Here is a 25290-nt window from a genome sequence, read left to right as displayed (position 1 = left end):
CTGTGATTAGCACGAGGATGAGCACGACGAGACTGGCCGCAGCAACCAAAGTTGCGGCGATGCGAAGAGGCTTGGATTTCATTAGAAGCATCCATTCGTTATTGAGTCCGCTCCGGCGCGGGCGATTCTGCACCCTTTTATCGCCAAGGCAGTCCCGTCCGCCACCAAATGTTATCGGGGGCGACCATATTCCGATGCCGAATTTTATACCGCCTTCGATTACGTGCAACCAACGAGAAAGCAACGCCGGCCATCCAAACAGGGCAAGACCCCACGCACTAGGTGTACAAGTCACTTCCATGATGGGTTGCGGTGCCCCGTTGGCGGATCCTTCACCGGGCGCTACTCCACCTTGGACGAGTCTTCACTTCGCCCGGCCGGTTCCTCTTCGTGACAGAGCAATCAATCGATAGGCATGCCCGCCCAATTATGCGGTGTCCATTCCACTGGGTAACCGAACTCTTCCATTGCGAGGAGAATCGATCCGGCATCTTCTGAAGGCCAGAAGACCCACCACACGGTGGGGTCCGTAGTGACGATCTCGATTTCCCGAAAGATCCCAAACGGGTTCTTTCGCTTGGCGAAAACCTCTTTAACCTCGTGACGCGGTATTGTCCACGGACCTAGCCGAAACAACCGCATGAGTCCGCGGCCGTGAAACTCCAGTTGCTCGGGAGTGACCACAAAACGAATCCAGGGAGGACCCGCCTTGACCCGATAGTTGCTGTATGCGCCGCCAGCGAACTCGCGCCGTAGCGTCGGAATAAAGTTGCTGCCATCGGTGTCCTCCACGAGTGTCAGCCTAGGGCCCAAGACAGACGGGAGATAGCTAGGCACTTCTGATGTTTGGAAATATCCACTTGGCGTCGGGCCACGGCCAGCCGGGGAGCCGCCGCTTGCACGCGTCCGGTGAGGGATCCTTGTCGAACACGGAAGGGCCGTTGGCCGCACCAAGGAAACCCGGACGCTCAGTTTGGTGTGTGATCCGAAAGGACTGCAGATCTTTCAGGATCCTCTGCCGATGGCTCTAATGTGGCTGCGTCGTGGGCAGCTTCGGAACGCCTGCGCCTTCTGCCGACCAGGATCAGCGCGGCGGCCCCTACGAGGATGGCCGCCGCCACGGTGCCGACGATGACGGGAAGGTCGGACATGATGCCGTTCCCCGTGGTGTCTGAGCTGGCCTGAGCCGAGGGCTCTGTTGCTTTTGCCTCAGCCTCAGCCTGAGCAGCTTGGGCCTTGACAGCCGCCAGCGCGGGGATGCCCAGGTCCTGGGCCGGGAAGACCGTCACGGACATATCGGCGGTGTTGGTGACCAGGACGGACCCGTTGGGAGCGACGGCGAGATGCCCGGGGTTCCGGGCCGTCGGCTGGCTGCGGCGGACACTTGTTTCACCTGGTGCGATGACGTTGAGGCTGCTGGCCTCGGAAAGAACATAGGCAGTGCTGTCCGGGCCGACAGCGATTTCCTTTGGTCCGCCCGGGACGGGGACCCGGTAGGAGACGGCTGAGTCTCCGGGCTTGATCACTGCGACGTCGTTTGAGGTGATGTTGGTGACGTAGACGGCGCCGTCCGGGCCTACCGCGATCCCGTGCGGAGCGCCGGCGCTGTCAGGTGTCTTCCTGACATCAATAGTGCGTGAAACCGTCCCGGCGCCCGGGGCGATGACCGAGACGGTCCCGCTGCCCTGGTTGGTCACGTAGGCGGTGCCGTCCTGGGCTACGGCTACTTCTTTGGGGTTGTTGCCGACGGTGACCTCGCGGGCCGGTGCGTCGGCTCCCGGCGGGATGATTGACACTGTCCCCAGTTCCGGGTTGGGAACAAAAACAGTGCCGTCGGCCGCGGCGGATATGAGGTGGGCGCCGGGACTGAGCGGAATGGTGCGCGCCACGGCAGAGGAGCCCTTGGGTATGACCGTCAGTTTTTCCTGCGGCAGGTCGCCCAAGGTCGGTCCCTCTACAAACAGGGTGCCGTCCGCAGACAATGCCATTCCCTTCGGGTTGACGCCTGTCATGAGCGGCTTGGTCGACGTGCTCGCGCCCGCGGGAAGAACGTGAACTCCTCCGGTATCGCCAATGTAAGCAGTGCCCTCGGCGTCGACGACAACGCCGAGAGGGAATTGGCCAACATAAACCAAATCCCCGGATGCCATCGACGGGGCAGCACCAATCAACAGGATGCTGCCAGCGACAGCCACAGATATGCCCGCGGTGAACCGCATGCACCTACCCCCAAACCTTGCAAGAAAAAGACCTTCGAAGAGCATACTGCCGTCGATCTATCCCCGAAGGCGAAAGATCGCCTTGTCAGTTGGTCCATTCGGCAGCTGCGGGATAAGCAGCGACCTCTTTCATCCGCATGACGGTAACGCATCGGGAGATGATGAGCGCGTTCAGCCCGAGCGCGCTGATCTCGACTCCACTGGACGACTTTGTCGTCATATAGAGGACGATCAGGATGGATGCCGCGGCCGTCAGGACGATGGCGGCGATCAGAGGTGCCCTGGCCGTGGAGAGCCGGGCAATGATGTTCCAGATCCCTACTCCGACGTAGGCGAGGGCAAGCACGCAGAAGACAGCGATGATCGCGACGGCACGGCTCATGGCATCGCCGGGGATGTAGCCCCCGGACCTGGCGACGGTATCCATCACCCGGATGAGCGCGGAGATGTTGGTATAGGCGTAGAAGCCGGACATGAGGCCCAGGAACACGGAACTGCACCCTAGGACGAGCCGCCACCTCCGCGACTTCTCAGCGTCGAGCGGGGAGAGGATTTCTACCTCGGGACCTGGTTCAGAAAGCCACGGCCGCCGGTGGGAAGACTGCTGGTCATAGCTCATACGGGCGCGCGCTCCTTCTAGCATGCAGGAGCGCTCCTTGACGGCCCCCAAACAAGCAGAGCTTATACGGCACCGAACCAACTCGGGACATCAGTGAAGCTGGGCCTTGTCCTCCGCAAGGAAAACCTCTTTGCGGGAGGCTGTGCAGACGACTTTGGACCTTCTGTGCAGCCGACTTCGGTGACTGACAAAGGGGTCCGCTTACGAACACACAGTCGCAGTGCAGATGACTTCTGACATTCAGTGCAGACGACTTCTGAAAATGACACCCTGTCAGACCCCCCAAGTACTCTCAGAACAGTCTCAGAATCTGACCCTCATTTGGGGTTGTGTTTTGCGAGACGCATCTCAAACAGAACCAGCTGGGCGAACTGAGAGAGGCAGATACGTATGGTGACCATTGGCTACGCGAGAGTCAGCACGGCGAGTCAGTCGCTGCAGGCGCAGGAATCCCATCTACGTGCCTCCGGTTGCGAGGTAATCTACGCGGACGTCATGACCGGATCGGCCGCGTCGAGGCCTGAGTGGGACGCCTGCAGAAAAGCGCTCCGGCCCGGCGATACCCTGGCCATCACCCGATTGGACCGAATGGGGCGCAGCATCAAGCACCTGCTTGAAGTGGCCGAGTCCCTGCAGGAAAAGGGCGTTACGCTGCGAGTCCTCGAGCAAGCGATCGACACGTCAACGCCGCAAGGCACGCTCACACTTCACCTGCTTAGTGCCCTGGCACAATTCGAGCTGAGCCAGGTATCGGAGCGGACCCGGAGCGCCCTTGCCGGGCGGGCCCGCGGACGGAACGGCGGTCGGCCTAAGGCCCTATCCCCCAAGGCCTTGCAAAGGGCTCAGGAACTGTACGATTCCAAGCAAATGACGGTCAAAGAGGTGGCTAGGGCTGTCGGCGTCAGCGAGGCCACCATCTACCGGTCCATAACGACGGAGGCCGAGCGTCGAAAGGCAGTGGCTCCCACTCGACATTAGTTCCGGCCGCGGCGCCTACGGAGCCACTTCCCAGAATCCCCTAGAGTCATAAAGTTTTCGGTAGCAATAATCATGACCAGTTCCAAGAAGGACAAGCCGATGACGGTCCCCGTCAATCCTGCCACCAGCTTTTGGTGGGCATTCCAATCCAAGAACTTTCGGCAGGTATTTCCCGACGGGACCTTGTGGGCACCCCTTAGAGGCGCCCAGGGCCAGCGCGTCGCCTCTTGGGAGACGCTCCACGATGTAAGGCCAGGAGACATCGTCCTGAATTTCAAGAGCCCGGCAGTTCAGGGCGTCAGCCTCGTGGCCACCCTTCCGACGCCTTCATATCCGCCTGTTCGCGGGTACAGGGAGCCAGCCGACACGAACGGCATCCTGATACTCACCGATCCCCTCTCCGAAGTTTGGATACCGCGGGAGGACGCCTATACGATCCTGCCACCAGGCGAAGGCCCGGTGACAGTGAAAGGAGGCTCCAACAACGGCTACCTATACCCGATTGACCGTTACGCCGCCCTGAAACTGCTGACTCAGGCAGGGCTGGAAATCGACGATGGCGGGGACATGCAGCTGGACGGGGCGTGGCCTCCGGCGCCATACCTCGGCGGTCCAAGCGACAAGTTGACCCTCTCCGCCGTCCGGACCGAGCAGCGCTATCTGCGGAACCAACAACTACAGCTCCGGGGCAGCTCGTGCTCTCTCTGCGGGCACTCCTATCCGGACGAGTTCTTGGTCGCCGCACATATCAAACCCCGTTCGAAGTGCTCCGAGAGGGAGCGCATGGACACTCGCAACGTGTGCATGCTGGCTTGTCTCTTCGGTTGCGATGCGCTTTTCGAGCACGGCTACCTCACCGTCCGTGCAAACGGAACCATCGGGACCGGCAAAACGGTGGAACACGGACAGGTTCGGCACTACCTCGGAAACCTCCTCGGACGCATCTGCCTCGCTCATGACGAACGTTCGCGGGACTACTTCGCCTGGCATCGGGGATACCACCTGGACGGCGTGGCTGACCAGCTCTAATCACGTGTTGGCAGTCCGGGTTACCTCGAAGGAACTTGAGACAACAATTTGAACCGGGTTGCTGAGACAACTTTGACCGCAAGAGCGGGAGACAGAAGGCGCAAGGATCCTGGCGTTATTACCTATAGTTCGTGAGACATTTCAGGTGTCGTTTTTGAAGCCGACTGCACCGGATGTCATTAAGTCGCCTACACAGCCCCTGACCTTTAGACGAAGCTCGCAGTAGCCGGTGGTCCGGGATACCCCGTGCAGTTCAGCCAATTCAGTCTGCGAATGACCCTGACGTTACTGCAGCGCTTTACCAACCTTCCCCCTCCGCAAGACTGAGACTCCCCTCGGACTTCGTGCGGGTTATCCTGACCGACTAGCAGACCGGGCAGCGGGTGCCTTTCAGTTCGCCGCCCTCGTCCGGCCTGTCAGTGCGGCAGGGGGAACCTTGCGCGGGGGCGGCCCGTTCATTTATCTCGTGATGGCCAACGCCGCTTCCATGCTCAGGACCACGAATCACCGGAATTGAGCCGAAACCGTAAGCTAACGTCATGACCGCGTGGAGCTTTCTTGTCCAGGACCGATCTTGGCGAACAATAGTGATCCCCTGGGGCACAAACTTCAACTCACGTTTGCGAAGTGTCGTCGCGGACGCGCCCCCTGAAATAGCTAATCCGGCAATCCCTTCGGAACTTGATAGATACCGGATCACGAACGATGGTTCGCTTAGCCTCCTGGACTCGCGTCAGGTCGAGTCGAACGGTCTGTTGCCCTTCCACATCTGCGCCACGGCGTTCCGAAGTTGGGCTCCCGCCGAGGAGGAACTCCTCGACTACCAGCGGCAGTGGATAACGCATCCCGAGGACACCTTGGAATTTCGGCTAGTCGATAATTACCTTTACGCTCTCATCTGCGTTTACCAATTCAATCTGGCGAACCTCTCTCTGGTTGACGAGTCGAGCGACTTCTTATTGCTTCAAGGTGCCCAGTCGAGCCTTCAGAGGGTCCGTGGCCTACTCCAGCAGGCGATCCCATTCGAGGCGTCCCTAAGGGATGACCTCAACGGCTTTCCTTGCCCGACCGAGCAGGTTCGAAACGCCGTCGAGCGTGCCACCGCCACCCACGCCGCAAAGATACCAATATCGCCCTTATCGCCCTTTGCTCGACTGCATCAACCTGCATATCCTCTGCATCGACCTGCATCTCCTCTGGATGATTAAGTCCTATTCGGTGCAGTGGTCGTAGGCCGTCAGGGAGCGTTCTTGGAGGTTCGCTGGAGCCCATGTGTGAGGGACGCCAGGCGCATCTACCCATCATGTAGTCCGGTAAGGTGCCAAGGAAACGAATCATTGGGGGAATGATGGAACTGATCCGACGTGTGCTGTTCGCTGGGGTCCTCGTTGTGGCACTCACCGGCTGTACCTACACAGACCAGGTGGAAACCCAGGAGAGCCGGCCGGTGGAAGCGTCTACGGCCGCCACTACTCCCCCGGCGGTGTCCTCCGCGATGCAAGGCGAGTTCCAGCCCCTGGCTGCCGCTACCACTGGCACGGCCGTACTGGAGGTCAACGAGTCCGGAGCAGTTCTGCAGCTCGACGACATGGCAACCGAACCCGGCAAGGACCTTCGAGTCATGCTGAGCCCAGGGACTCTTACCGACAGCGCAGGAGGGCCGGAATTGTCATCGACAAGAATGATTGAGATTGGCCCGTTCCGAACCGGCGCCACCCAGCGTTTCGTGATGGATTCCCCAATGTGGTCTGCCATTAAGGAGCCAGTGCGGAGCGTTCTCATCTACGACTACGCCGCCAAGTCCGCACGCGGAGTCGCAGTCCTCTGTGACCGGAAGTGAAGGCTCCGGCTGGTGCCGCGGCGAACCCTGCTCAGAGGCGGCGCCCGTGGACAGTGGCCGCGGTCTGCGTCGTGGTCAATGCCATAGCCTTCCTATTGTTCGGATTGCGGCCCGCGTCACTGATCGAGTTGCTGCCCGGCTATGTGACGGCATACCTGCTGGTCGGTGTCTGCATCTTCGTTCCGCTGGGGAAGCTGCCGTCGCTGCGGCAGTCCATGGCGTTCCTGCTGCCCGGCGCCGTGCTCGCTCCCTTGGCATTACTGAACCTGGGCTTCTGGGCCGGAGGCTGGTTGCTTGGCCTGCCGGCGTGGGGGCTGCTGCTGAGCCGGTGGACGCCTGAGAAACCCCTCCAGCGCGTCCAGCTGCTGAAGTTCCTGGGCCTGCTCGTGTTGGGCCTGGTGATCTTCACGTTCAACGCCATCTACCCGTTCCCGAGCCTGGGTCTCTTCCTGTTGCCGGTCATTCCCCTCGTCCGGCTCGCCTACCCTGGACGCCGACTGCAGGCGGCAGCGGAGCTTCTCGTGGCCATAGCCACTGTCTGGATTGCCTTCGCCATTCCAACCCCTGAAGGCACTTGGTCCTCGCCCTGGACGTACGCCGGCGGGGCCGCGACAGTGGGTTTGATGATCTCGTATTGGGCCCGCGGAGTCGCCAAGCCGTCACCAAAGCCGCAGTTTGGTAACGGGGCTGTCGTCTAGGCCCTGAGCTCTTGTCGCCCTGATGCGCCGGGCGGAAACTTGCCCTACCGAGTTATGAAGTCAGCTCAACGGTAGTCACCCAGAGCCGGGGCACCATGACCAACGCTGACCTTAACCCAGCTTCCAATCTTCCGCTGGTGCGTCCGGCCTTTCTTCAGGCAGTCCCGTCATGAGCACGGCCCAGACGGTGGCGCTGATCTTCGTTGTTGCCTTCGTGTGGGTCGGCCTGACCCTGATTGTTCTCCTGACGCTGCGCCGGCGAAGAAAAGGGTCGTCAGTTGTTGCCACGGCTCCCCCGTCCCCGGAGCTCACCAGCTACCGGCCGCACAGGCCGCAGCGGACTATCCCGCCCGTAACAGGTCAAAACCCGGCGCCCCGCCGGCGGCTGAGGCTGCAGAGAATCCCCCGTCCGCACCAGCATTAGGAAGCAATCATGGATACCGGGACGATCCTCAGCTACACGCCCGGCTACATTGCCGCAATGGGCGGAGTCTTCGTCCTCTACTTGCCGGTCATTGTTTCACTCATCGCCCTGCTCATCGCCGTCGGCGTTCTGCAGTTGGTGCTTCTGCCGTTCATCGCGCTGGTCAAGAGGCTCCGACACCGGCCCGCGCAGGACATGGACGCCTCCTGGTTCCTTGACCGCGGGAGGTAGCCGACCCCTTCCGGGGACCGCTGAGCCCGACCTGCGGCCCGTGCAATTCAGGCGCATACCAGGGGCATTTACCGGTACACAGGCGGCACCGGTTGTGGAATCATGCGGGCATGGGACTTCCCGAGGACCAGGACAGACCGTTGGAGCGTCACTGTGCCCTGGCGCAGGACCCCGATGAGGTGGAACGGCAACAGGCATACAGACGCCGGCTGATTGAGTTCGTCCAGACCGCCCAGGCCCGCGGCATCCATCCCCTGCCCCTGGAGACTTACAGCGGCCACCGGAGGTACCGCACTTCGGTCTTCGGCTGGGTCCTGTTTCCCGACACAGGTCTTGCCGTCGCTACGGACGCCGAACTGTACCGGCTGCATTTGGAGGGCGGATTGACCAGGAGTAAAGCGCCTGTTCGTGAGGAGTGGATCCGCAGCTCCTACTGGCTCGGCTGGTCCTCCAGATGGGTCACGCTCAACGAGATGCTTGTCGACGCCGTCGCCAGGGGCACAAGCCAACGCCTGCCCTAGACACGGGATGACGAAATGGCGGCGGTTCCGCTATGAATACGCACATAGGCTTGCGCACACATTGCTAAGCATGCTTATGATGGGGCCAGTCGGATGGGGATCCGGTGCGAAGGGGAATCGAAAAGGGTGCGCTCAGCGAACGGGGCGCACCCTTTCCCGTGTCCGGGGACCGAACCTGGGCTCGGCACGCTGAGGGCCCGTAGGGCTGCTCCTCTTTACTCGCACGTCGCCTGGGGACCATACCTTCGGCGAACGACAAGCAACGGACGGGACGAGCGATGAACACCGATGAGATGACCGATAGGACCGTGGACGGCACTGCCCTGTGGCAGGGCCAAGAGGTCCGGGTCTATGCCGGGGGCCGAGACCTGGGCACCGGCGTCGTCGATGATTTGACCGTTGACGGATCCATCGTCTGGGTTGTCTTCGGTGGAGCCGAGCCGCGGCGCATGTTCCTTGAGGAGGACGCGGCCCGGTACGCCGTCCTCCCGCCCACGTCGATTCGCTAGGACAGCCGGCAGCGGACAAGAGGGGCTTTGAGCGCCCGCTAGGCCGGTGACTCCTCCGCGTCCTCAAGCAGCCACGCCATAGCCTTGTCCTCGGACGTGAAGTACCGAATGGGAAATCCGGCCGGCACCAGGGGCAGGCGGAACATGGCGATCACACGGTCGACGGGAGAGGAACCCAACAGCGCCATCCGCGACATGTTCGACGGATCGGGAAAGACCTTTCGGGCCGCCGCGGAGTGGGTCACACCACCGATCTCGACCAACATGGGCAGCCGATTGCCCTGGCCAAGAGTGGAGATGGCGGCGAGGGCGGCGTTGGCTACGTCGATGCCGATGTTCGCCCCCCGCTTCCAGTGCAGGCGAAGGACCCCGCCGGACAACTCCATCGTGCCTTTGCCTTTGATGTCCACCTTGTCCATGCCGTCCCTGTCTATCGAGCCAATCCAGCCTCGACCGTAGCCCATTGGGTTCAACCGGCAGGGCAAAAGCCCTAGCGTAGCCTAGGGTCCAACGACTATTTGGGGGTAGCAGTGTTCAGTCTCAGTCCAGCCTTTGGCATTCTCGGCATCCTGTACGCAGTCTTCACGATCGCGCTGGCGGTGATGGCGGTGTACGCGCTGGTGCTGGTCATCATCTTCCTGCGGCTGCGGATAGCCGAACTGAAGCGGACCGCAAAGACAGAAGGGCCGCAGCCATGAGCAGGGCCTGCGCCTGAATGGCCCAGATCAAGCGGCCGGCCCCGAACCCGGAGTGGGTGTTGATGTACCGCAAGGGCATCCCCGCGCCGAAGATTGCCGCCGGCGCCGGCGTCGCTGAATCCGTGGTCCGCTACCACCTGGCCATCGCAGCCAAGCAGGACAGTGGCCTGCGTCAGGAGCACACGGCGGCCCTGCCAGCGCCGCCGCCGCGGGTGACCGATGCGGGCCGCCGGAACCTGGCGGACGTCCTGGCGTTCTACGAGGCCGAGGGCCGGCTGCCGGTCAATGGCCGGTCACCGCAGGAGTCAGCCCTGGCGGGGTGGCTGGCCCGCCGGCGGCAGGAGCCCACGGAAGGCAGCCTAGCCCCCGTCTATGCCCAGGCCCTGGACGCCATCCCAGGTTGGCGGGACTACCCCACGAAGCGGGACGCGGACGCGGCACGCTGGCAGCAGCGCCTGGCCGAGGTCGCCGCCTGGCTGGCCGCCGGGCACGACTGGCCCCGGCACAACAAGACTGACGACCAGGAGGAGCGCACTCTGGGCGTGTGGCTGCACACCCAGCGCATCGACGCCCGGGCCCGGAAGCTCACCGCGGCCAAGGAGAAGCAGCTGAACGAGGTCTCAGCCCGGCTGAGCAAGCTTTCTACGCCCATCTTGACGAACTCAAGTCCGAGATCGAAGCCGATTGCGACCGCTACTGGCGAGGTAGCGGCGTGAACTGGCGTCCGCTCAAGCCTGTGGCCAAGGCTGTCATCCGGCGCACCGAAGAAACAGGCTCATAGCCGAGGCGCAAAGTAGTGCTCGTGGGGCTTCCTTGATGAGAGTTACGCCGCACACATTGAGGGGACAGGTTCAAAAACACCTTACGGCACGACGACAAGAGAGACAGTATGAGCATTGCAATAACCCAAGGATCGGACTACACCCGGCTCTGCTTCCACGCCATCACCGAATGGCACCTGCCGATGGACGCCTGCATCACCTGCTGGACCGAGGTGGTCCTCATGCTTAGCGAGATAGCCACTCCCGCTGAGATCCTGGCCACACCGCACATATGCACCGGAGCCTGGGATTGCGCCCAGATCCTAGCCAACGAGCTCAGTTTGCACCCCGAGAAGTGGTGAATCCCGGGCACGGGTGGGGGAAGCGGGCACCCCCTACTCGGCTGATGCGGCGGCCTAATCCGGGAGCAAATTGCGCGTGATCGGAGCGCCCTTGACCGATGTGACCGTCGTCGTCTCGATCTCTCCCCGAAGCGCTTTCTGCTTCACGGTGCGCCTGTCGATGCCCAGACGGCGGCCGACCTCTATAGCAGACAGTCCCAGCAGTGGTTCAGGGCGAGGTCGGCCGCTGCGGTATGCGGCGATTCTTGTGCGCTGCGCGGCCAGCTTCTCCTCGCGACTTTCCTCGGGCGCGAGGCCGCTCTTCGGGCCGTATAGATAGTGGGCTGATGAGGCGTTGGCCAAACCCAGGGCGAAGGCAATGTGAGCCCAGGAGGCACCCTCGGCGCGCGCCTCTTCGACCAACGGGCGGAGGAGATGCGTTGCTTCCTGCGCCACGGCCATCGCTGACTGGATGGCGGTCGTTGCCGTCCGGGGCAGGAGCTCGGGATGGGTATCCGGGGATTCAGTGAATTTCTCGGACTCAATAGCTTTTATCAGCTCGAGCACCCGGCCGCCGCTGTCCATGTTGGGTACCATATGCCAGAGTGTACGAGGTTGAGGCGGGGCCTCTAGCAGGCCAGCAGTCGGTCACGTCTCTATTTGCTTGAAGAGCGAGAACTTGCTCCGCATAGGCGCCAAGGGATGGTTCAGTTGCTTCGCAAGCTGGTCCCAGACCACCAATACGTCGTCGGCGATGGCTCTCAGCGCCTCGTGGCTTGTGTCGACTGCGACCGGGGGGACGCCTTCTTGTTTCACGCGGTTACGTGAAAAATGCATCAGTTGGCTGCTTGCAATTTTCCAGTAGCCTAGGAGCTTTTCCTTCGACACCTGTTCGGTTTGCGGTTTCCATGAGACCAGAACGTCCGATGCCGAAAAGTCCCGTTTCGGGCCTGCTGCCTTGATTTGCAGAAACTCAAGGAGCCCTCGTACATGGACAAAAAAGGATTCCAAGCATGCCTGTTGGACAAGCGCCGACAAGTCTCCAGCGTAGATGGCGTCAAGTAACGCATCCACCATGGCAGCCACGCGACCGGCCTCAAGTATCCTCGCCGTACGCTCCGAGGGCAAGGAAACCGCGGCAAGAAATTGCCCCTGCTCCTCCATGAGCAAAATGCTAGCCGCAGTATTAGACCGCGACTACATCACGTCGTCTCGTCCCACGAAGAGTTTATTATTCGTTTGTCTCCAAATCGTGTAGGCGGACCGAAGTTTCGTCCCGCAGGCGGAGTATTTCAGCCGTGAGGAGATACGTCTGGGTGAAACATGCGCGAGCCTCATCCACAGTGATCGAACCGTGAACACCTTTTGAGGCAAGCGCGTTGACTGCTGTCAGCCGCCGGCCCAAAGCATCCAGTCCATGTTGAAACACGTCACTAGTTGTCTTGGAATTCGTGCGATCCATTGCGTACTGCAGGAGACGGTTGACGTATTGGTCATCTCCGAGACGGCGTTTCGTCCCGTCAATGCCTTCCATGGCATCTTCGCGGGCTGGGTAGACAGAGTCCGCCAGCGTCTTGAGTACGCGCCGGCATGACACCAACGCCTGCGAAAGGGCTGCGGGAGTGGCTTCAAAAAGTCGCTGTTCGCTGGCCCGGAATTCCTCGGCTGCCTCTGGGGACATGTCCATTAGCGAGTCCTGCACATAGCGCATGGTTTGCTCAAAGACGTTTGCGTAAGATTGACCTCGCTCGAGCTCAGTCTCCGCGGTCAGTAAATAGTCGAATAGGAATGATTTTGTCCGCTCGAGAATATAGATGCGGGCTAGCCGCGTTTCTTCGAGCATTAGCCGAATCTCTTCGTTGCCCTCCCGCGGGGAAGATTCTAGGGCTTTGATCTTTCGCTCAATATCCGAAACGGAGTGTTCGAGGCCAGCAATAGATCCGCCCCAGATTTGATCCACTCTGATAGATCTCCTGGCTATCTTGGCCTCGGCGGCCTGTTCGAGTTTTGCATGGGCCTCTTCGTACGGAAGCACAGCGCTAAGCGTTTGCACTCGTTCGGGGAACAGCGTTCGCCCAGCTTTCGGGACTTGTAGGTCCTCGGTTTCCATCTGCAGCACAGCGAGGCCGAGAGCATCTTCGCGCAGACTTGCAACTCGCAGACAGAATCGAAGTAGAGAGTTTACGGTTATCCCCTGTTGATCAAACCTGTCGAGGGCCCGTCTCGTGTATTTCAGTGCACGATCTCTAGTCGTCATGGAAGGAGTCTATTGAGACCAGCGCATCACCACGGCAATAGCCCCGGCTCAATCGTCGTAGAGCGGCGAACCTTCCAGCGGACTGGGGCAGTCCATCCAGGTACAACCTTGTGCCCCTGCGGCGGAGACGGCCGGTGCTCGCTAGCTCGACCTGGCCGATGGACCTAAAACGGTGGAGTGCAGAAGCCACTACCCGGGCATAAGGGGTTGCCAAACAGTTAGGCCGCGGTGGCAGCCAGGACTGCCGGAATGGTTGAGGCAGCGGCGGCGAGCCACCCTGCCAGGATGGGCACGGCAAATAGCCCCAGCCATATGGGAGAGGGGATACCCGTGGAACGGAAGAGGCTGTGGGCATCCGATGATTCCAGGTCTTCTGGTCGCTTCGTGTGCACGCTGACCACCTTCGCCCAGTCGCGGACAGCCCCGACAAGCAACGCCAGGCCCAGGCCCACGATGGTCAGTCCCAGTACGTCGGTCGGGGCGAAGTAGACGAGGAGCGCGGCCACCGCCGATGCTCCCAGCGTGATGGCCAGGCCGGCCCAGTTCCTGATGGCCAGCACAGTCAGGAGCAGGACAATGGAGCCCAGCGAGAATGCCGCCGGGGCCCAGCCGGACAGTCCTGCCCAGACCAGGACGCCGCCGACAATGCCGGGAACCGGGTACCCCCAGAAGGTGCACCACACCTCTCCCCGCCTGCCATAACTGCTCGTGACGCCGCTATGGTCGAAGCTCAGTTTGATGCCTGTGACGAACCGGCCGGCCATGATGCCAGCGCAGGCGTGGCCCAGCTCGTGGACCAGGGTGACGAACAGTGCGAAGTACCGCCACACCACGGGCAGGACCGACACCGCCGTTGCCGACAGGAGGACGAGGGTGAACCCCAGGATTCCAAGCTGCGGGGATTCGGCCTGGGTGAAGCCCCCTGCGACTTTGCCCCAGAACGCTCCCAAGGCTGCTTCCACTTACGCGACCATCGCAAGTTCAGCCCGGGGCTCGGTCGTGCCGGCTTTGACCATGCCGTTGTAGGCCTCCCGGAAGAAGTCGAGCCCGGGCTCGTCATCCTCAAAACGCTGTTCGATCGAGGCCTCGATTGAGGGGTAATCCTTCAGAAGGCGCTCCGTCATTTTGTAGAGCCCATCCCACTCGTCGTCATCGTTAATGGAACCAGCGTGGCCAACGCAGTCCCGCAGCAGCGCCATGGCGTTGTGGGGCGACAAGGTGGCTGTCAGCGGCGTATCGGCGAGCATCACGCCATGCTCGGTGTGCAGCGGGTAGCTTGCGGCTTCGACTGCGGGGACCAGGACACGGTGGGCCTCTGCGACGTGGTTGAAGTCTTCGGCGAGGCTGTCCACGCCGGCGTTATATTCGACCGCCGCCTCGGGGAACACGGCCATGAGGGCTTCGATGGTGTCGATCACGCCTTCGATGAGGGGTTCGGGCAGGCCGTCCAGGCTGCGGAAGGAGCCGATGGCCTTCAGGGCGGCGGGGATGGACAGGGAGAGGAAGGTAAGGCTGGGCTGGATCATTTTGAGTTCTCTTTTCGGTGGGTAGTGCGCTGCGTGTTTTCTGTACGGAGTTAATGAGTGCGGCGGCGCGGACTTCTCTCCGCGCGGAGACCAAAAGTGGGCGAAAAATGGTCCTAAATGTGGCGAGTCTCACTCGACTGGGAAGGTTTGGGCTGAGTCACGCGGCAGCCGAGAGGTAGTCCGCGCGCGCATCCAAGGCGGCCTCGCCGGCACTGAGGATGGCAGCGACGCTGTCGCGGGTACCGCGGCCTGCAGGCATCTCGTCAATGTCAGGGGCCAGCTCAGGAAGCTTGACGCTTAGAGCTGCGAGTAGAGCAAGCATCGCGCCCTCCGGCAGCTCCGCTTCTTCGTAGGTGGCGTCCCGTCGAAGGTCGGCGAGGCGGTCCAGAATGTCCCTGGCTCCAAGACGGGTGAAGATTGATGCCAGCCCTGCGTCCATGGCTTGCTCCTTTTTATGCGCTCCTTTGTGGTCCTCTTAGATTAACAATAATCCGTATCGCCGTCTACCCCAAAAAGGAAGTATGCCCTTAGGCGAACGCGGCTCGCAACAGATCCGTGACGTATGCGCGTAAACTGCAAATGTGACCATAGACTTCTCACCACTAGGCAGGGCCGTGGATTCCGGCAGGATCCAAGCCGCCCTGGGGTTCAACCGCGCCAGGCTCAACAAGCTGGTTTCCCACAGCTACGACCGAGGCCTGGGTGCTGCATTGCCGAGGCCGGCGGGGGTGTTGGGCGGATCCCTGGTCTGGGACGTACGAGAGCTGGAACAGGCAGTGCCCGCGATCCTCGCCGCGCAGTCTTCAAGAGACCGGTTCCCGCCACGGATCGAGCGTGAACCGATGAACTTCGATGAGCTGGCGCGACACCGAGAGGACTTTGAAGGCCTCCCCCACATCCTCGGCTTCATGGATGCGGCAATGATCGCCGAGGCTTTCGGTCTGGGCGAGGACGGAGCCCGGTACCCCGGCGAGTGGGCAGCCAGGGGCAAGTTGCTTCCACCCCCAGCCGGGGTCATCGGATCTCGCCGGGTCTGGGATGTCCATGAGGTCAAGGCGCATGAGCCGGCCATCAACCGACACCTGGAACGTCGCCGGGCCCTGGCTGAGAGCAAATAACTAGCCGCGGACGACGAGCAATGATCCTACAAACGTATCCGTGGCACTTCAGGCGCTAGCAGCAGACGTTCCGGACACCGCCTAGACTTCAGCGTGTGAACAAGGTCGCAGTCGATGACCCCGAGGAAATGCGATACAGCCAGTGGATCCTCAGCCTCTTTGACCAGGCTGCCGTGGTGGACAACGCGCTGATGCCGCTGATGAATCCTGAAGTCGGCTCACGCCTGCATGCGGACGACGCCAGCGTGCCCAACTACGACGTCTCCGGATACGCGGTCGGACAACTCTCCGCTGCCACGGGCTGCATCGCGTCCCTGAAGATGATGGTGATCCAGGAATCGGACGGAAAGTCCGAAATGGTCGCCGGCCCTTTCGGCGCCTACGCCCTGGTGCGTAATGCGCTGGACGCCGCAGCCGTAGCACTTTGGCTTCTTGACCCGGTCAACGGGAAATTGCGGGTGAAAAGACGGCTCCAACTCGCCGTGGACGAGGTCGACAAATCGGCAGCATTCCGACAGGCCATGGGCCTCCGAACAACTAAGGCCAAACTCCGAGCCCGCCTCAAGGAGGTAGCCGTTCAAGCCGGACTCGAGGACTGGAACCCGCTCAGGAACGAACTCCCAAGCACGACCAAGATCCTGAAAGACATCGAGAGGCTTCATTCACAGTCGATCCTCCCCTGGCTTGCAGCCTGGCAACTGGCAAGTGGGCATGCGCACGGGAAACAGTGGGCCTATGTCGCCTCCCATGAGTTGGAAAAAGTGAAAGGCACCGAGACCGAAGTGGGCGCCCACTTCCAAATGACCATCCACTACGGGATGCTTGCAGCTCTACTTTTTGAAACCGTCCGACTGCTGGAGACGGCGGCCACCCGCTACAGCGAACTGGCCAAGGCTACCCCTCCCCCGGACAGCCGGACCCGGAAGAAGCCCGCCGCCTGGTTGTGAGGCAACGGGCTTCTTCGGGTGGACTGGTCCTATGCTGCCAGCGCCGGCAGTAGCGAGGACTTGTACTCCTCCAGCTTGTCGGGCCGGAACCCGGACCAGTGGGCCAAGGTTTCCCCATCGGCGTTCTTGACGAGGATGATCGGGGCCTGCAGGTAACCAAGCTTGTGGGCTTCGGCGCGGAGTATCTGGCCGCCTTCGGCTAGATCCGCCTCATTGCTCATATCGAGGGAGCGGTAAGGGATCTTCTTCTTGGCCAGGCCACGGTAGGTCATATTGCACTGAACGCAGTCAGGCCGGGACAGGACGATGAGTTGATTTTGCAAGGTGGCTCCTTCTTCAGTGGTTTTGGCCGCTGCCCTCGGCCGATTGGGTTGGCAGGTTGCTGGTCAGAACAGATCTTCGAGGGCTGCCGGTAGGGCGACGTCACGCAGCCGGCCGTAGAAGTCCTCCTGGCGGGTCAGGCTATCGAGCACCGAAAGGTAAAGGATCCTAGCGGCGGCTTCCGTTTTCATACGGGTCCCGCCGGGGGCGCAAGCGGCGTGAAGCACAGTCTTCGACGTAAGCGGGCGGCCCACCAATGAGCTTCTGCGGGCGTACCTTTCAGCCGCAATGCCGGCTTCGAGCTCCCGCATGCAGTCGAGCACACGGGCCAGCCCGTCCGTTGTGAGCACGTGCAGGAAGAGGCTTTCGCCAATGCTCGGGTCATTCAGGAACACGCGACCGGTCGGCCCGTGCATAAACATTTCGCAGCACATATCGGCCAGGCGTTGCGCAATCCCCCAGGTGCTGACGTCGTACTCCACCCATTCAGCGGCCACAGATGCATCAACGGGTACTTCCCCAATTGCTGCGGCGATCATCTCGATCTTCTGGTAGTCCGCGGTGGGTGACGAGGTCAAGGGCTTCCGATCTGTAGGACTTGTCCCGGACACTGCTGGCTGCGAACGGCTTGTTACAGGGGCCACGTTTATGTTCCTGACTCTGGTGGAATTGGCGGTTTGGGGCTCTTGGGTGGGCCTTTCAAGGGCTTCCACGCACCGGGCGAAAAGGAGCGAAAGCCCCGCTGGGCAGGAACGCTTGAATTGCTAGTGTTCTCATTTCCGGGCACCACCCCGGAAGCTTGTGAGTCTAGAAGACGTCAGTGAGCTCGTCACCAATCTGGTCTCGGTAGCCGGGGGTTTTAATCAGCCGGCGGACGATGGCCACATACGCGTCCTGGACGTCCCGAACAGGGCATCCACGGGGGATGCGCCTGAGCTCCGGGCAGAGCCCCCCGGCCTGCCCCTGGAAGTGGCGCTCAGCTGCCATCGCCGACTCAGCGTTGATCGTCTCGGCGACGATCCGGTCCAGGGCGACGGTCTGCAGCGCCTGGCGGACAAGGTGCGGGGGGATGGATGGGTCAGCCAGGAAGACCAAGTGCAGGTCGTCCGTCGCCGTGTACCGCGTGTCATACAGCTCCCCATTCCCGAAGGCTGCCTGGACACGGAAGGCCAGTCCGTTGGGCGTCAGGGGCTGGTTGGCCACACGGGTGAGGTAGTGCGGGTGGAATTCCAGGTCGGCGATGGCCCGGTTCATGGTGTCGATCTGCTGGGCTTCGAGGCTGGAGGTAAGGGTCTGGGCCGTCATGGTTTGGTTCCTTTTCTGGTGATGGTGGTGATAGTGGTCAGGCGGGCTGGCGGGTTGAGGACCAGGCGGCCCGGGTGTCGTATCGGGTGTCGTACCCGGTTACCGCTCCGCGGGGGACCCTGCACTCCCCGTCTTTCACGTAGACGGAGGTGCCAGATTTCATGACCCTGTCCAGCGCCTCCTGGGGGCTACACCGGAGCCGCTTGGCTACGTATTTCAGGGAGTAGGCCAGCGGGGTGACGTTGGATGCGGTGGTGCCGGCCATTCGGATTCTCCTTGGATCAGTGGATGGTTTTGATGCAGTTCATTCAGGCTATAGAGAAAAGGCCCAGTTTGCAACATATCCGTTGCATATTTCGATTTTTCGCCCCATCTTTTTTGAGGATGAATCATCTAACCAGGAGCGAGCGTGGAGGGCGGCCAGTGGTCAGCGCTGGCCGCCTTTTGTCTGGATCAGACCAGCGCGACGGTAACGTCAGCGCCGGCAGCATTCAACGCAGTCACCGCCTTGTCCAGCTGCTCGGGATCGCGCAACTCACAGGCACCTTCCTCCGATGCCAGGACCTGGACACCAGCCAAAGCCAGATGGCCGGCCATGGTGATGTCAAAGCGATGCTGCCCGCACTCAGGGGAGGCGATCATCCGCCCGTTATCCATGAAGATAACGATGTGCGCGAAGGAGCGCGGGTCCGGGATGACGCTAGGGTCGTAGCATTCCTCGCAGAGTTCGTCCCAGGGGCGGCGGGTTGCTGAGCGGGAGATAGCGGGCATCTTCGGGGTGATGATGGCGGTGGACATAGTCTTTTCTCTTCTCTTTGATCTTGTCGTGATGGGGCGTCGGTTGACTCTCTGAACTAGCCGCCAGACCACATAAGGTGGGGCAGCCCGTTCAGAGAATCAGTTCCCATCAGAACTCGTCTTCGATGGCCAGGTTGTCGTATTCGTCCGGGAGGAAATTCCCTTCCGATACCGCGACCGCGGGGGACTGTTGGGCTTGCTCGAACTTGGACTTGAGGTAGCCGTAGCGGCACTGCACGCCGCCGCGGTCGAAGGTGGTGCCGACACCAACGACGTTCTCTACGGTCGTCTTTCCGTTCTTCTTGACGACGGTCACGGGGCCTTCGACCACCATGGATGCGGGGCCGACCACTCGCCACTCTCCCTTGGGGCTTTTGCTGTACCTGGGGGCTGAGACGTCAAAAGTGGCGGTCGTGGGGCGTTCGGTGGTTGCGGTGCTCATGGGCTTCTCATTTCTTTGGGGTGGTTGTGGTTCTGACTTCTTGTGACCGCGAGTGAGTCTTGTGAGTTTCGTATTAGGCAGCCATGGCCGGCTGCCACTCCTGGGCGATCTTCTTCACTCGGCGGGTCGGCATGGCATCCAAGGCGCGCACCGCATTTTCGAGTTCCACGGGGATCTCCCGGGGGCGGTCCTTGCCTGCCGCGAAGAGGCGAAGGGCCTCAACAGGCAGCTGGCCTGGGACAAGTTTGATGGTGGCTGTGCGACGCCCATCAGCGTCGTGTCCGATGTCTGCCTGGTCGATGATCCTGAGAACTTCCCCGCGTTCCATGTGGCGGCGGTCCTTGTAGATGGCCACCGTGCAGCGGTAATTGCCCGGAGTATTCCGGCAGGCCTCGATCAGATCGACGACCCAGGCCGTGGTAACAACGCCGCCGGGAGCCCTGCCAGTGATGTCAGCGGAGTTGATGATCCAGACGGTGCCCATGATGCCGGCGGCCTGGTGGGCTGCGTGGCGGGCAAGAATCGTGCTGGCGGCAATCGGCGAGTGCTGAACTTCGATGGCCACATGCTTCCTCGAGCCGATCCGCTGCACGATCGCATCTGCGCGGGCGCCCGGTACGGAGAACTCGTGGGCGAAGGCACCGCCCAGGACATCGAACTGGAGGTAGTTGTGAAAATCCCCGGGACCCCTACCGGCGGTAGCGGCGCATTCAACGGCGGTTCCTGGGGCATGCGCCCAGTGCGGGCGCCCCGGCCCCTGGCGGTAGAAGATCTTCGCTGCACAATGCGGGTCTTCGCAGCGCAGCAGTCCCTGCTCGGCCATTTCCCGTGCTTCAGTGCCTGTCAGCCAGCGCTGAACGGGACCAGTCACAGCTGCTCCACAGATAGCCGCCCGAACGGCACTGCCCGCCACGAGAACCGTAATCACAGGCGACCTGCCCGGCCGGCCCGATTGATCAGCGCGCTCACAGTTCGATGCCCTTCTCGGCGCAGAACTGCCGCACCACGTCGCTGGAAACCCGATGCATGCCGTTTTCTACCACCTGGAAGGTTGGCACACCGAGTCGCTTCTTACTGATGGCCTCCGTGGTCTCGGCCGGACTCATGCCCAGCAGCGCTCCGAAGTCCCTGGCGTAGATAGCAACCTGGGTGTTCAGGCGCTGCCTGATCTCTTCCAGGCCGGTGGCGCCGTCAGGGCCGGAGGTGGCCTTCGACTGCTTGAGCATGATGCACCTTTCTGTCGGTCTTTATCAAAGTATATAGGATAAACCAGCAGATACATGCATTATTTGCAGGTCTTTTTGTCTTTTCTTGACGCTTCAGTCAGCGCCGGGGAGGATTACGCCCCGGCGCTGTGGTCCCCTCTAGTAGTTGCACAGGGACCAACGGTTCGATGCCGTCGAGCCCAAGTGGCGGATCCCCTGCCGGAACTTCCCGGAGGCGATCACCCGGCTCTGGCCATTTCCCGTGTAGCGGACCTCCGTCGGGTTCCTAAGGGGCAGGAAGCCACGGGCCGTGAGTCGCTCGCCGAAGTGCCGGAGTGTGAGCGGAGACTTGACGTTGTGCCGCTTGGCCCAGTTCGTGTACTCCTCATGCCACTCGGAGGTTTTGAGGGGGACATACTCGAGTGCTCGGGGGTCGGTCCCCTCATCCACTTCAATGACGTTCTCTTCCCACCACAGGTCGAGCGGGTCCGCCTGCTTCAGGTAGTTCTGCGAGGCGTCAGCCATCTTCTCTGTCATGTGCAGCGCATCTTTGCTGGAGCCTTCGGAGAGCCATTCGTAGGCGCCCTCAACGGCCCAAGCCAGGATGGCCTCCAAGGCATCCTTCTGCTTGATCCGGTCCTGCAGGTGCTCGTCCCGTTCGTCTCCTGTCAGCTGGTGGGTCAGCTCACAGGCGATAAGCCGCCGCACGATGCCCGGGTCATTGTCGGGAAGGCCCATCCACTCATTGCCCGCGAACAGGAGCTTGGACTCGGCCGACCAGCTGACGTTCTTTGCGTACAGATCCCGGGTCGCCATCGTTCCGCCGGAAGACATCTTCTTCACGATCTCTGCGCTCATGAAGCCGCGCTCAGCTTCGTCCATGAAGATGTACCTGATCCCGCGCATCCCATGCAGGGTGGAGCTCGGCTTATCACCGGAGTCGTTCTTGGAGACCGCGAAGACAGCCGGGGAGATGATACGGCCATACCCCGAACCGTTCCGGTCTCCGAGGGCTTCAGCGAATGCTTCGAACAACGTCGACTTGCCGGCGTCTGCGGCGCCCTTGATGTACACGAAGACCTTGCTGGTGCTAAGCCCGGTCAAGGCGCTCCCCAGGTAGCGGCGGATGAACCCCGAGATGCCCGGACCGGACTTGTCGAGCGTTGCCAGAATCCGTTCCAGGTCCTCGTGCTTTGCGTCGGGTTTGTAATCGACGGCAGCGACCTTGGTGATGAAGTGGTCCGGGTTGTGCTTGAGCAGCTCGCGCTTGCCGATGACGCGCAAGTCCAGCGTCCCATTCTGGAAGTTGAACAGGTAAGGCTCGCGGTCGAACTGCCCGTCGCCGACCGACAATGGCTTCCTGGCCGCGTTCACGGCGGTCCGGATGTGGCTCTCGCCGTTCTCGCATTTTTCGCTGAAGGCTTGCCGGGCCCAGGCTGCGGCAGCTTCTGCCTTGGCCAGCTCGGCCTTGGCCTTCTCGACAGTTTCAGGGGTGAGGCCGATCGCCGTCGCCTGGTCCAGGGCTGACTGCTTCTCGGCAACGATCGGGTCGTTGTCCTTGGCCCATTCGGCCTCTTCGGACCCAATGGAGCCGATGACCGTCCGGGTGAACGCCTGGATTTCGACTTCCCCGTCGTCAAGCTCCCAGTGGGTGCCGGTGTAGCGGTACCAGTCGCCGCCGGCACCGTTTACCCGGAAGCAGAACCGGCCCTTGCCGTGGATGGCGACACGTGCGCCCAGCCCCATGTCCGTGAGGTTCATGCGCGCTGCCTCGCCCAGCCGGGACGTGTCGGGCAGCTTGCCGTAGAAGTTCTTGGTGGTGTCATCCTGCTGGACCGGGGAGGGAGCTGTGGTTATGGTGGTCACGGAGTAAGTTCCTTTCGACGGGAGACAGCGGCCAGGCTGTCTCCCGTTTTTTTATTCCTAGACGGCGGCTGCGGTATCGCGGGATTCGAGAGCTGTGACCAGGTTTTCAACCAGGTCGTCTGACGGTTTTGTGAAAGCTTCGGCGATGAACCGGGCCATCGACAGGTCGCCGCCCAAGATCGTCAGCAGCAGGTCCCAGGAGGTCAGCGACTGACGGAAGCTGTCGACGCCCCATTCGTCCTGGATCCGGCCGCCGTAGGCGACGACATACTCCACGCCCCTCTCAGAGGTGAAGGTCTTGGCGTGCCTGTCGGTTCCCGAGGAGGTTCCGTCCTCCCGCGGATACACCCACCGGCGGTACTCCGAGTCTTCGTCGTCCCCGGTGGTCATGCCCCACACTTCCTCCATCAGGAAGGACACGGGGACCTTTGCCGACCACTTGTTGCTCGTGCGTCCGTCGGTAGGGCGGGGCGTGTTCGCTACGGTCTTCTTGACGGTGACCTTGGGGATCTGCGGCAGGATCGCATCCAGCTGCTCGACCGTATAGATCACATCGCTCTTGCTCAGGATGGTGACCGGCTTCGGATCGCCCTCGCGCTTGAAGTTGCGGGAGCCGGCGACCCGAAGGATCCTGGCGGTATCGGAGGCAATCCCCGTATCCACACCGAAGCCGCGCTTCCGGGCTTCGGCCTTCCAGAAGTACTCGAACCTGGCCAGCAGGAGTGCCGTCGAGTGAGAAGTGCCGATGGGCTGCTCTGCCGGCTGCTCGAGTTCCCAGTAGGGGTGAGCGCCGCCTCCTGAGCCGATGATCATCGAAGCGGGGAGGACTTCCTCGATCATCTCAAGCATCTGGCTGGTGGTCGGGTGGGGAAATCCTTTGAACTCGCCGCGGAACGGCTTGTGCACGCCGTCTTCGGTGTCGCCGTCATTCCAGAAGCAGGGGAGGCTGACGTTGCGCTCAGCACCGGCGCGCTCGTCAGAGCGGTAGGTGCCGGCCTGCAGCGGGGCGACCCGGAAGTAGATGTCCTTGCTCTGCTTGTCCAGCTTTGTCAGAAGCGCCTCGATGGCGTCGGTGTCCTGGAGCTTCAGCTTGTAGCCGGCCCAGTTGCCGGGGGTGGAGATGCCGATGAGTGCGCCGTCATAGTGTCCAGCCCGCAGGTGGCGCCCATACAGGGTTTCGTATTGGAGCCGCCAGGCGTCCAAGTCCATGGAGTCCTCTTTCTCGTGATGCGCTGCTGGTCGTTTTGATAATCCTTTACGACTACAAGCAACACAATATCAGAAAGACAGACAGAAACCTACATTTCAAACAAGGAATCTTGATGAACCGACACGAATACCGGCAGCGGAGCCTACCTTCCCTACCCTGCCTACGCAGGCTCCGGGACGAAGAGTAGGGTCATTCATGCCCCGGGATCCCAGTAACGGCGCGGATTTTGCCTGAGCGCGGCCGCCCGCCCTACCTTCCCTACCTTTCTCCGGGAAACTCTCTCCCATAAGGGGCAAGTGAGTGTTCTGGGATTCTCCAAGGTGTTTTCTCAAAAAAGGGTAGGGAAGGTAGGATCACACCTCCCAAGACCCCAAAAACCCCTAGAATCCGGGGAATTTGCCCTTCGGATCTGCCTACTTTCGAAAGTAGGCCAAGGTAGGGAAGGTAGGCAGAACGGTAGGCAGAAGCCTCAAGCCTCAGGGTGTTTGACCCGGAACAGGTCCCGGACCCTGCCGTCCTTGCCCGGCGGTCGCTTCTGGGTCTCCAGTTCGCCGCGCGCCGCCATCTCGCGGATGGTCCGCGGGTCCTTACCAAGATCTCGACCGAGCGCCGCTGCAGTCTTCCAGCGCACCTCCACCGGGGCAGCCTTTGGCCCGTCGGTTGTGTGCGGGACAAGCATGCTGAGGGGCACGGCCGTCGGCCTCCAAGGGGTATTTTCCATCCAGGGAGCATTTGCTTCATTCACGTTCTCCGCGAACGCATCGACGAGCTCTTTGCTCTTGCCCCTGCCCCACTTGTAGTAAGCCGCCTGTCCCGACTTGAGCCCGGCGGCTTCGGCAATCTGATTCCAGGTATACCCGTCCGCACTGGCCGCCTGGGCATAGACATGGACAAGGACCTCGGCCGTCTCCGCGACCCAGACAGCAGCCTGAAGCTGTGTCAATGGGGAAGCGTAGCTCTGGTAACCACCCTCGGGGTCGGGCTCAATGGCGCCTGCGAAGAACTGGACCTTGCCCTCGTCGATGATGTTCTCGATCAGGTCCTTGGCCTCCTGCGGGCTGATGTTGCGCTGGGCAAGCTTATTCAAGACATCGGTCAGCCAGTCCGTCACCTCCTCCCGGAGCTCTTCGGGAACGCTGGGGGGATCGCCCTTGATTTGTTCTTCGTCATGATTTTCCATGATGCAAACTTACATCGAACGGACATCCATGGACGTGGGGCCGGTCAGGAGCACAAGTCCCCCCGGTCGCCGCCCTAACCACATTGAAGTGGTCCACACCCCTTCTGCTGCAGGTCGGTTCGCCATGCGATGCGAGGTTCGGAGCAGGCACCTAGACGATAAAAAGGAAGGCCGGCAGGATAATCCGCCGGCCTTCCTTCTTGGGCCCGCTCCCTGCCAGGAGAAAAGGCCCGTGTGTTCGCCTGGT

General features: G+C 61.6%; 34 protein-coding genes. 13 read left to right on the top strand and 21 right to left on the bottom strand.

Features of this window, described 5'->3' with window-relative positions:
* Positions 1-402: 402 nt before the first annotated feature.
* The 3 genes from AC1DIP_RS02765 to AC1DIP_RS02755 all read right to left on the bottom strand — a co-directional run bounded on the left by AC1DIP_RS02765 (position 403) and on the right by AC1DIP_RS02755 (position 2838).
* On the bottom strand, positions 403-792 hold the full coding sequence (locus AC1DIP_RS02765) for a hypothetical protein (protein WP_477732747.1): 390 nt from the start codon (positions 790-792) through the stop codon (positions 403-405).
* 176 nt (positions 793-968) lie between these two features.
* The gene (locus AC1DIP_RS02760; protein ID WP_477732746.1) at positions 969-2012 is read right to left on the bottom strand and encodes a Vgb family protein; all 1044 of its coding nucleotides are present in this window, start codon (positions 2010-2012) and stop codon (positions 969-971) included.
* A gap of 292 nt (positions 2013-2304) precedes the next feature.
* Positions 2305-2838: a hypothetical protein gene (locus AC1DIP_RS02755; RefSeq protein WP_477732745.1), complete on the bottom strand. Its 534-nt coding sequence runs from the start codon at positions 2836-2838 to the stop codon at positions 2305-2307.
* 390 nt (positions 2839-3228) lie between these two features.
* Between AC1DIP_RS02755 and AC1DIP_RS02750 the strand changes: the two genes are divergently transcribed.
* The 8 genes from AC1DIP_RS02750 (at position 3229) to AC1DIP_RS02715 (ending at position 9068) form a co-directional block, all read left to right on the top strand.
* Positions 3229-3816, top strand: a complete 588-nt coding sequence (locus AC1DIP_RS02750; RefSeq protein WP_477732744.1) for a recombinase family protein — start codon at positions 3229-3231, stop codon at positions 3814-3816.
* 72 nt (positions 3817-3888) lie between these two features.
* On the top strand, positions 3889-4845 hold the full coding sequence (locus AC1DIP_RS02745; RefSeq protein WP_477732743.1) for an HNH endonuclease: 957 nt from the start codon (positions 3889-3891) through the stop codon (positions 4843-4845).
* A gap of 1345 nt (positions 4846-6190) precedes the next feature.
* Positions 6191-6685, top strand: a complete 495-nt coding sequence (locus AC1DIP_RS02740) for a DM13 domain-containing protein (protein ID WP_477732742.1) — start codon at positions 6191-6193, stop codon at positions 6683-6685.
* 95 nt (positions 6686-6780) lie between these two features.
* Entirely contained in the window at positions 6781-7383 is a 603-nt protein-coding gene (locus AC1DIP_RS02735; protein WP_477732741.1) for a hypothetical protein, read from the top strand.
* Between the two features lie 169 nt (positions 7384-7552).
* Positions 7553-7807, top strand: coding sequence for a hypothetical protein (locus AC1DIP_RS02730; RefSeq protein ID WP_477732740.1), 255 nt, complete (start codon positions 7553-7555; stop codon positions 7805-7807).
* A 9-nt stretch (positions 7808-7816) separates the two neighbouring features.
* Positions 7817-8038, top strand: coding sequence for a hypothetical protein (locus AC1DIP_RS02725; RefSeq protein ID WP_477732739.1), 222 nt, complete (start codon positions 7817-7819; stop codon positions 8036-8038).
* A gap of 110 nt (positions 8039-8148) precedes the next feature.
* On the top strand, positions 8149-8559 hold the full coding sequence (locus AC1DIP_RS02720; RefSeq protein ID WP_477732738.1) for a hypothetical protein: 411 nt from the start codon (positions 8149-8151) through the stop codon (positions 8557-8559).
* A 293-nt stretch (positions 8560-8852) separates the two neighbouring features.
* The gene (locus AC1DIP_RS02715) at positions 8853-9068 is read left to right on the top strand and encodes a hypothetical protein (RefSeq protein WP_477732737.1); all 216 of its coding nucleotides are present in this window, start codon (positions 8853-8855) and stop codon (positions 9066-9068) included.
* 38 nt (positions 9069-9106) lie between these two features.
* Here the strand turns inward: AC1DIP_RS02715 and AC1DIP_RS02710 are convergent, their stop codons facing one another.
* The gene (locus AC1DIP_RS02710; protein ID WP_477732736.1) at positions 9107-9487 is read right to left on the bottom strand and encodes a SpoIIAA family protein; all 381 of its coding nucleotides are present in this window, start codon (positions 9485-9487) and stop codon (positions 9107-9109) included.
* A 111-nt stretch (positions 9488-9598) separates the two neighbouring features.
* Here AC1DIP_RS02710 and AC1DIP_RS02705 point away from each other — a divergent pair, with 111 nt between their 5' ends.
* The 3 genes from AC1DIP_RS02705 (at position 9599) to AC1DIP_RS02695 (ending at position 10889) form a co-directional block, all read left to right on the top strand.
* On the top strand, positions 9599-9766 hold the full coding sequence (locus AC1DIP_RS02705) for a hypothetical protein (RefSeq protein WP_477732735.1): 168 nt from the start codon (positions 9599-9601) through the stop codon (positions 9764-9766).
* A gap of 17 nt (positions 9767-9783) precedes the next feature.
* Positions 9784-10482, top strand: coding sequence for a helicase associated domain-containing protein (locus tag AC1DIP_RS02700; protein ID WP_477732734.1), 699 nt, complete (start codon positions 9784-9786; stop codon positions 10480-10482).
* 173 nt (positions 10483-10655) lie between these two features.
* On the top strand, positions 10656-10889 hold the full coding sequence (locus AC1DIP_RS02695) for a hypothetical protein (protein ID WP_477732733.1): 234 nt from the start codon (positions 10656-10658) through the stop codon (positions 10887-10889).
* A 54-nt stretch (positions 10890-10943) separates the two neighbouring features.
* On the opposite strand, the gene AC1DIP_RS02690 is transcribed toward AC1DIP_RS02695, so the two are convergent.
* From AC1DIP_RS02690 to AC1DIP_RS02665, 6 genes are all read right to left on the bottom strand, one after another.
* The gene (locus AC1DIP_RS02690) at positions 10944-11465 is read right to left on the bottom strand and encodes a hypothetical protein (protein WP_477732732.1); all 522 of its coding nucleotides are present in this window, start codon (positions 11463-11465) and stop codon (positions 10944-10946) included.
* A 51-nt stretch (positions 11466-11516) separates the two neighbouring features.
* Positions 11517-12032: a hypothetical protein gene (locus tag AC1DIP_RS02685; RefSeq protein WP_477732731.1), complete on the bottom strand. Its 516-nt coding sequence runs from the start codon at positions 12030-12032 to the stop codon at positions 11517-11519.
* Between the two features lie 67 nt (positions 12033-12099).
* A complete protein-coding gene (locus AC1DIP_RS02680) occupies positions 12100-13125 on the bottom strand; it encodes a hypothetical protein (protein ID WP_477732730.1) in 1026 nt (341 codons plus the stop codon).
* 218 nt (positions 13126-13343) lie between these two features.
* Positions 13344-14087, bottom strand: coding sequence for a M50 family metallopeptidase (locus tag AC1DIP_RS02675; protein WP_477732729.1), 744 nt, complete (start codon positions 14085-14087; stop codon positions 13344-13346).
* Positions 14088-14651, bottom strand: a complete 564-nt coding sequence (locus AC1DIP_RS02670) for a hypothetical protein (protein ID WP_477732728.1) — start codon at positions 14649-14651, stop codon at positions 14088-14090. It lies immediately after the preceding gene.
* Positions 14652-14808: 157 nt separating this feature from the next.
* Positions 14809-15090, bottom strand: coding sequence for a hypothetical protein (locus AC1DIP_RS02665; protein WP_477732727.1), 282 nt, complete (start codon positions 15088-15090; stop codon positions 14809-14811).
* Positions 15091-15232: 142 nt separating this feature from the next.
* Between AC1DIP_RS02665 and AC1DIP_RS02660 the strand changes: the two genes are divergently transcribed.
* Complete coding sequence (locus tag AC1DIP_RS02660; protein ID WP_477732726.1) at positions 15233-15769, top strand: hypothetical protein; 537 nt, start codon at positions 15233-15235, stop codon at positions 15767-15769.
* 95 nt (positions 15770-15864) lie between these two features.
* Positions 15865-16716: a hypothetical protein gene (locus AC1DIP_RS02655; protein WP_477732725.1), complete on the top strand. Its 852-nt coding sequence runs from the start codon at positions 15865-15867 to the stop codon at positions 16714-16716.
* A gap of 29 nt (positions 16717-16745) precedes the next feature.
* On the opposite strand, the gene AC1DIP_RS02650 is transcribed toward AC1DIP_RS02655, so the two are convergent.
* The 11 genes from AC1DIP_RS02650 to AC1DIP_RS02600 all read right to left on the bottom strand — a co-directional run bounded on the left by AC1DIP_RS02650 (position 16746) and on the right by AC1DIP_RS02600 (position 25043).
* The gene (locus AC1DIP_RS02650) at positions 16746-16988 is read right to left on the bottom strand and encodes a thioredoxin domain-containing protein (RefSeq protein ID WP_477732943.1); all 243 of its coding nucleotides are present in this window, start codon (positions 16986-16988) and stop codon (positions 16746-16748) included.
* A gap of 114 nt (positions 16989-17102) precedes the next feature.
* Entirely contained in the window at positions 17103-17615 is a 513-nt protein-coding gene (locus AC1DIP_RS02645; RefSeq protein ID WP_477732724.1) for a hypothetical protein, read from the bottom strand.
* 229 nt (positions 17616-17844) lie between these two features.
* Positions 17845-18342, bottom strand: coding sequence for a hypothetical protein (locus AC1DIP_RS02640; protein ID WP_477732723.1), 498 nt, complete (start codon positions 18340-18342; stop codon positions 17845-17847).
* A 37-nt stretch (positions 18343-18379) separates the two neighbouring features.
* Positions 18380-18607, bottom strand: a complete 228-nt coding sequence (locus AC1DIP_RS02635; RefSeq protein WP_477732722.1) for a hypothetical protein — start codon at positions 18605-18607, stop codon at positions 18380-18382.
* Positions 18608-18795: 188 nt separating this feature from the next.
* Positions 18796-19140 carry a hypothetical protein gene (locus AC1DIP_RS02630; protein WP_477732721.1) on the bottom strand — a complete coding sequence of 115 codons (345 nt, stop codon included), beginning with the start codon at positions 19138-19140 and terminating at the stop codon, positions 18796-18798.
* Positions 19141-19249: 109 nt separating this feature from the next.
* Positions 19250-19582 (bottom strand): hypothetical protein, encoded by a 333-nt coding sequence (locus AC1DIP_RS02625; RefSeq protein ID WP_477732720.1) that lies wholly within the window; start codon positions 19580-19582, stop codon positions 19250-19252.
* Positions 19583-19655: 73 nt separating this feature from the next.
* Positions 19656-20453: a competence protein CoiA family protein gene (locus AC1DIP_RS02620; RefSeq protein WP_477732719.1), complete on the bottom strand. Its 798-nt coding sequence runs from the start codon at positions 20451-20453 to the stop codon at positions 19656-19658.
* A 94-nt stretch (positions 20454-20547) separates the two neighbouring features.
* The gene (locus tag AC1DIP_RS02615) at positions 20548-20808 is read right to left on the bottom strand and encodes a hypothetical protein (protein WP_477732718.1); all 261 of its coding nucleotides are present in this window, start codon (positions 20806-20808) and stop codon (positions 20548-20550) included.
* Positions 20809-20946: 138 nt separating this feature from the next.
* Entirely contained in the window at positions 20947-22653 is a 1707-nt protein-coding gene (locus AC1DIP_RS02610) for a DNA primase family protein (protein WP_477732717.1), read from the bottom strand.
* Between the two features lie 57 nt (positions 22654-22710).
* Positions 22711-23862, bottom strand: coding sequence for a hypothetical protein (locus AC1DIP_RS02605; protein WP_477732716.1), 1152 nt, complete (start codon positions 23860-23862; stop codon positions 22711-22713).
* A gap of 470 nt (positions 23863-24332) precedes the next feature.
* Positions 24333-25043, bottom strand: coding sequence for a hypothetical protein (locus tag AC1DIP_RS02600; RefSeq protein WP_477732715.1), 711 nt, complete (start codon positions 25041-25043; stop codon positions 24333-24335).
* Between the last annotated feature and the right edge of the window lie 247 nt (positions 25044-25290).

It is taken from the genome of Pseudarthrobacter sp. 05T312 (assembly GCF_056396685.1).
Note: the sequence above shows the minus strand (reverse complement) of the source record. Positions and strands in the feature narration are given on the sequence as shown.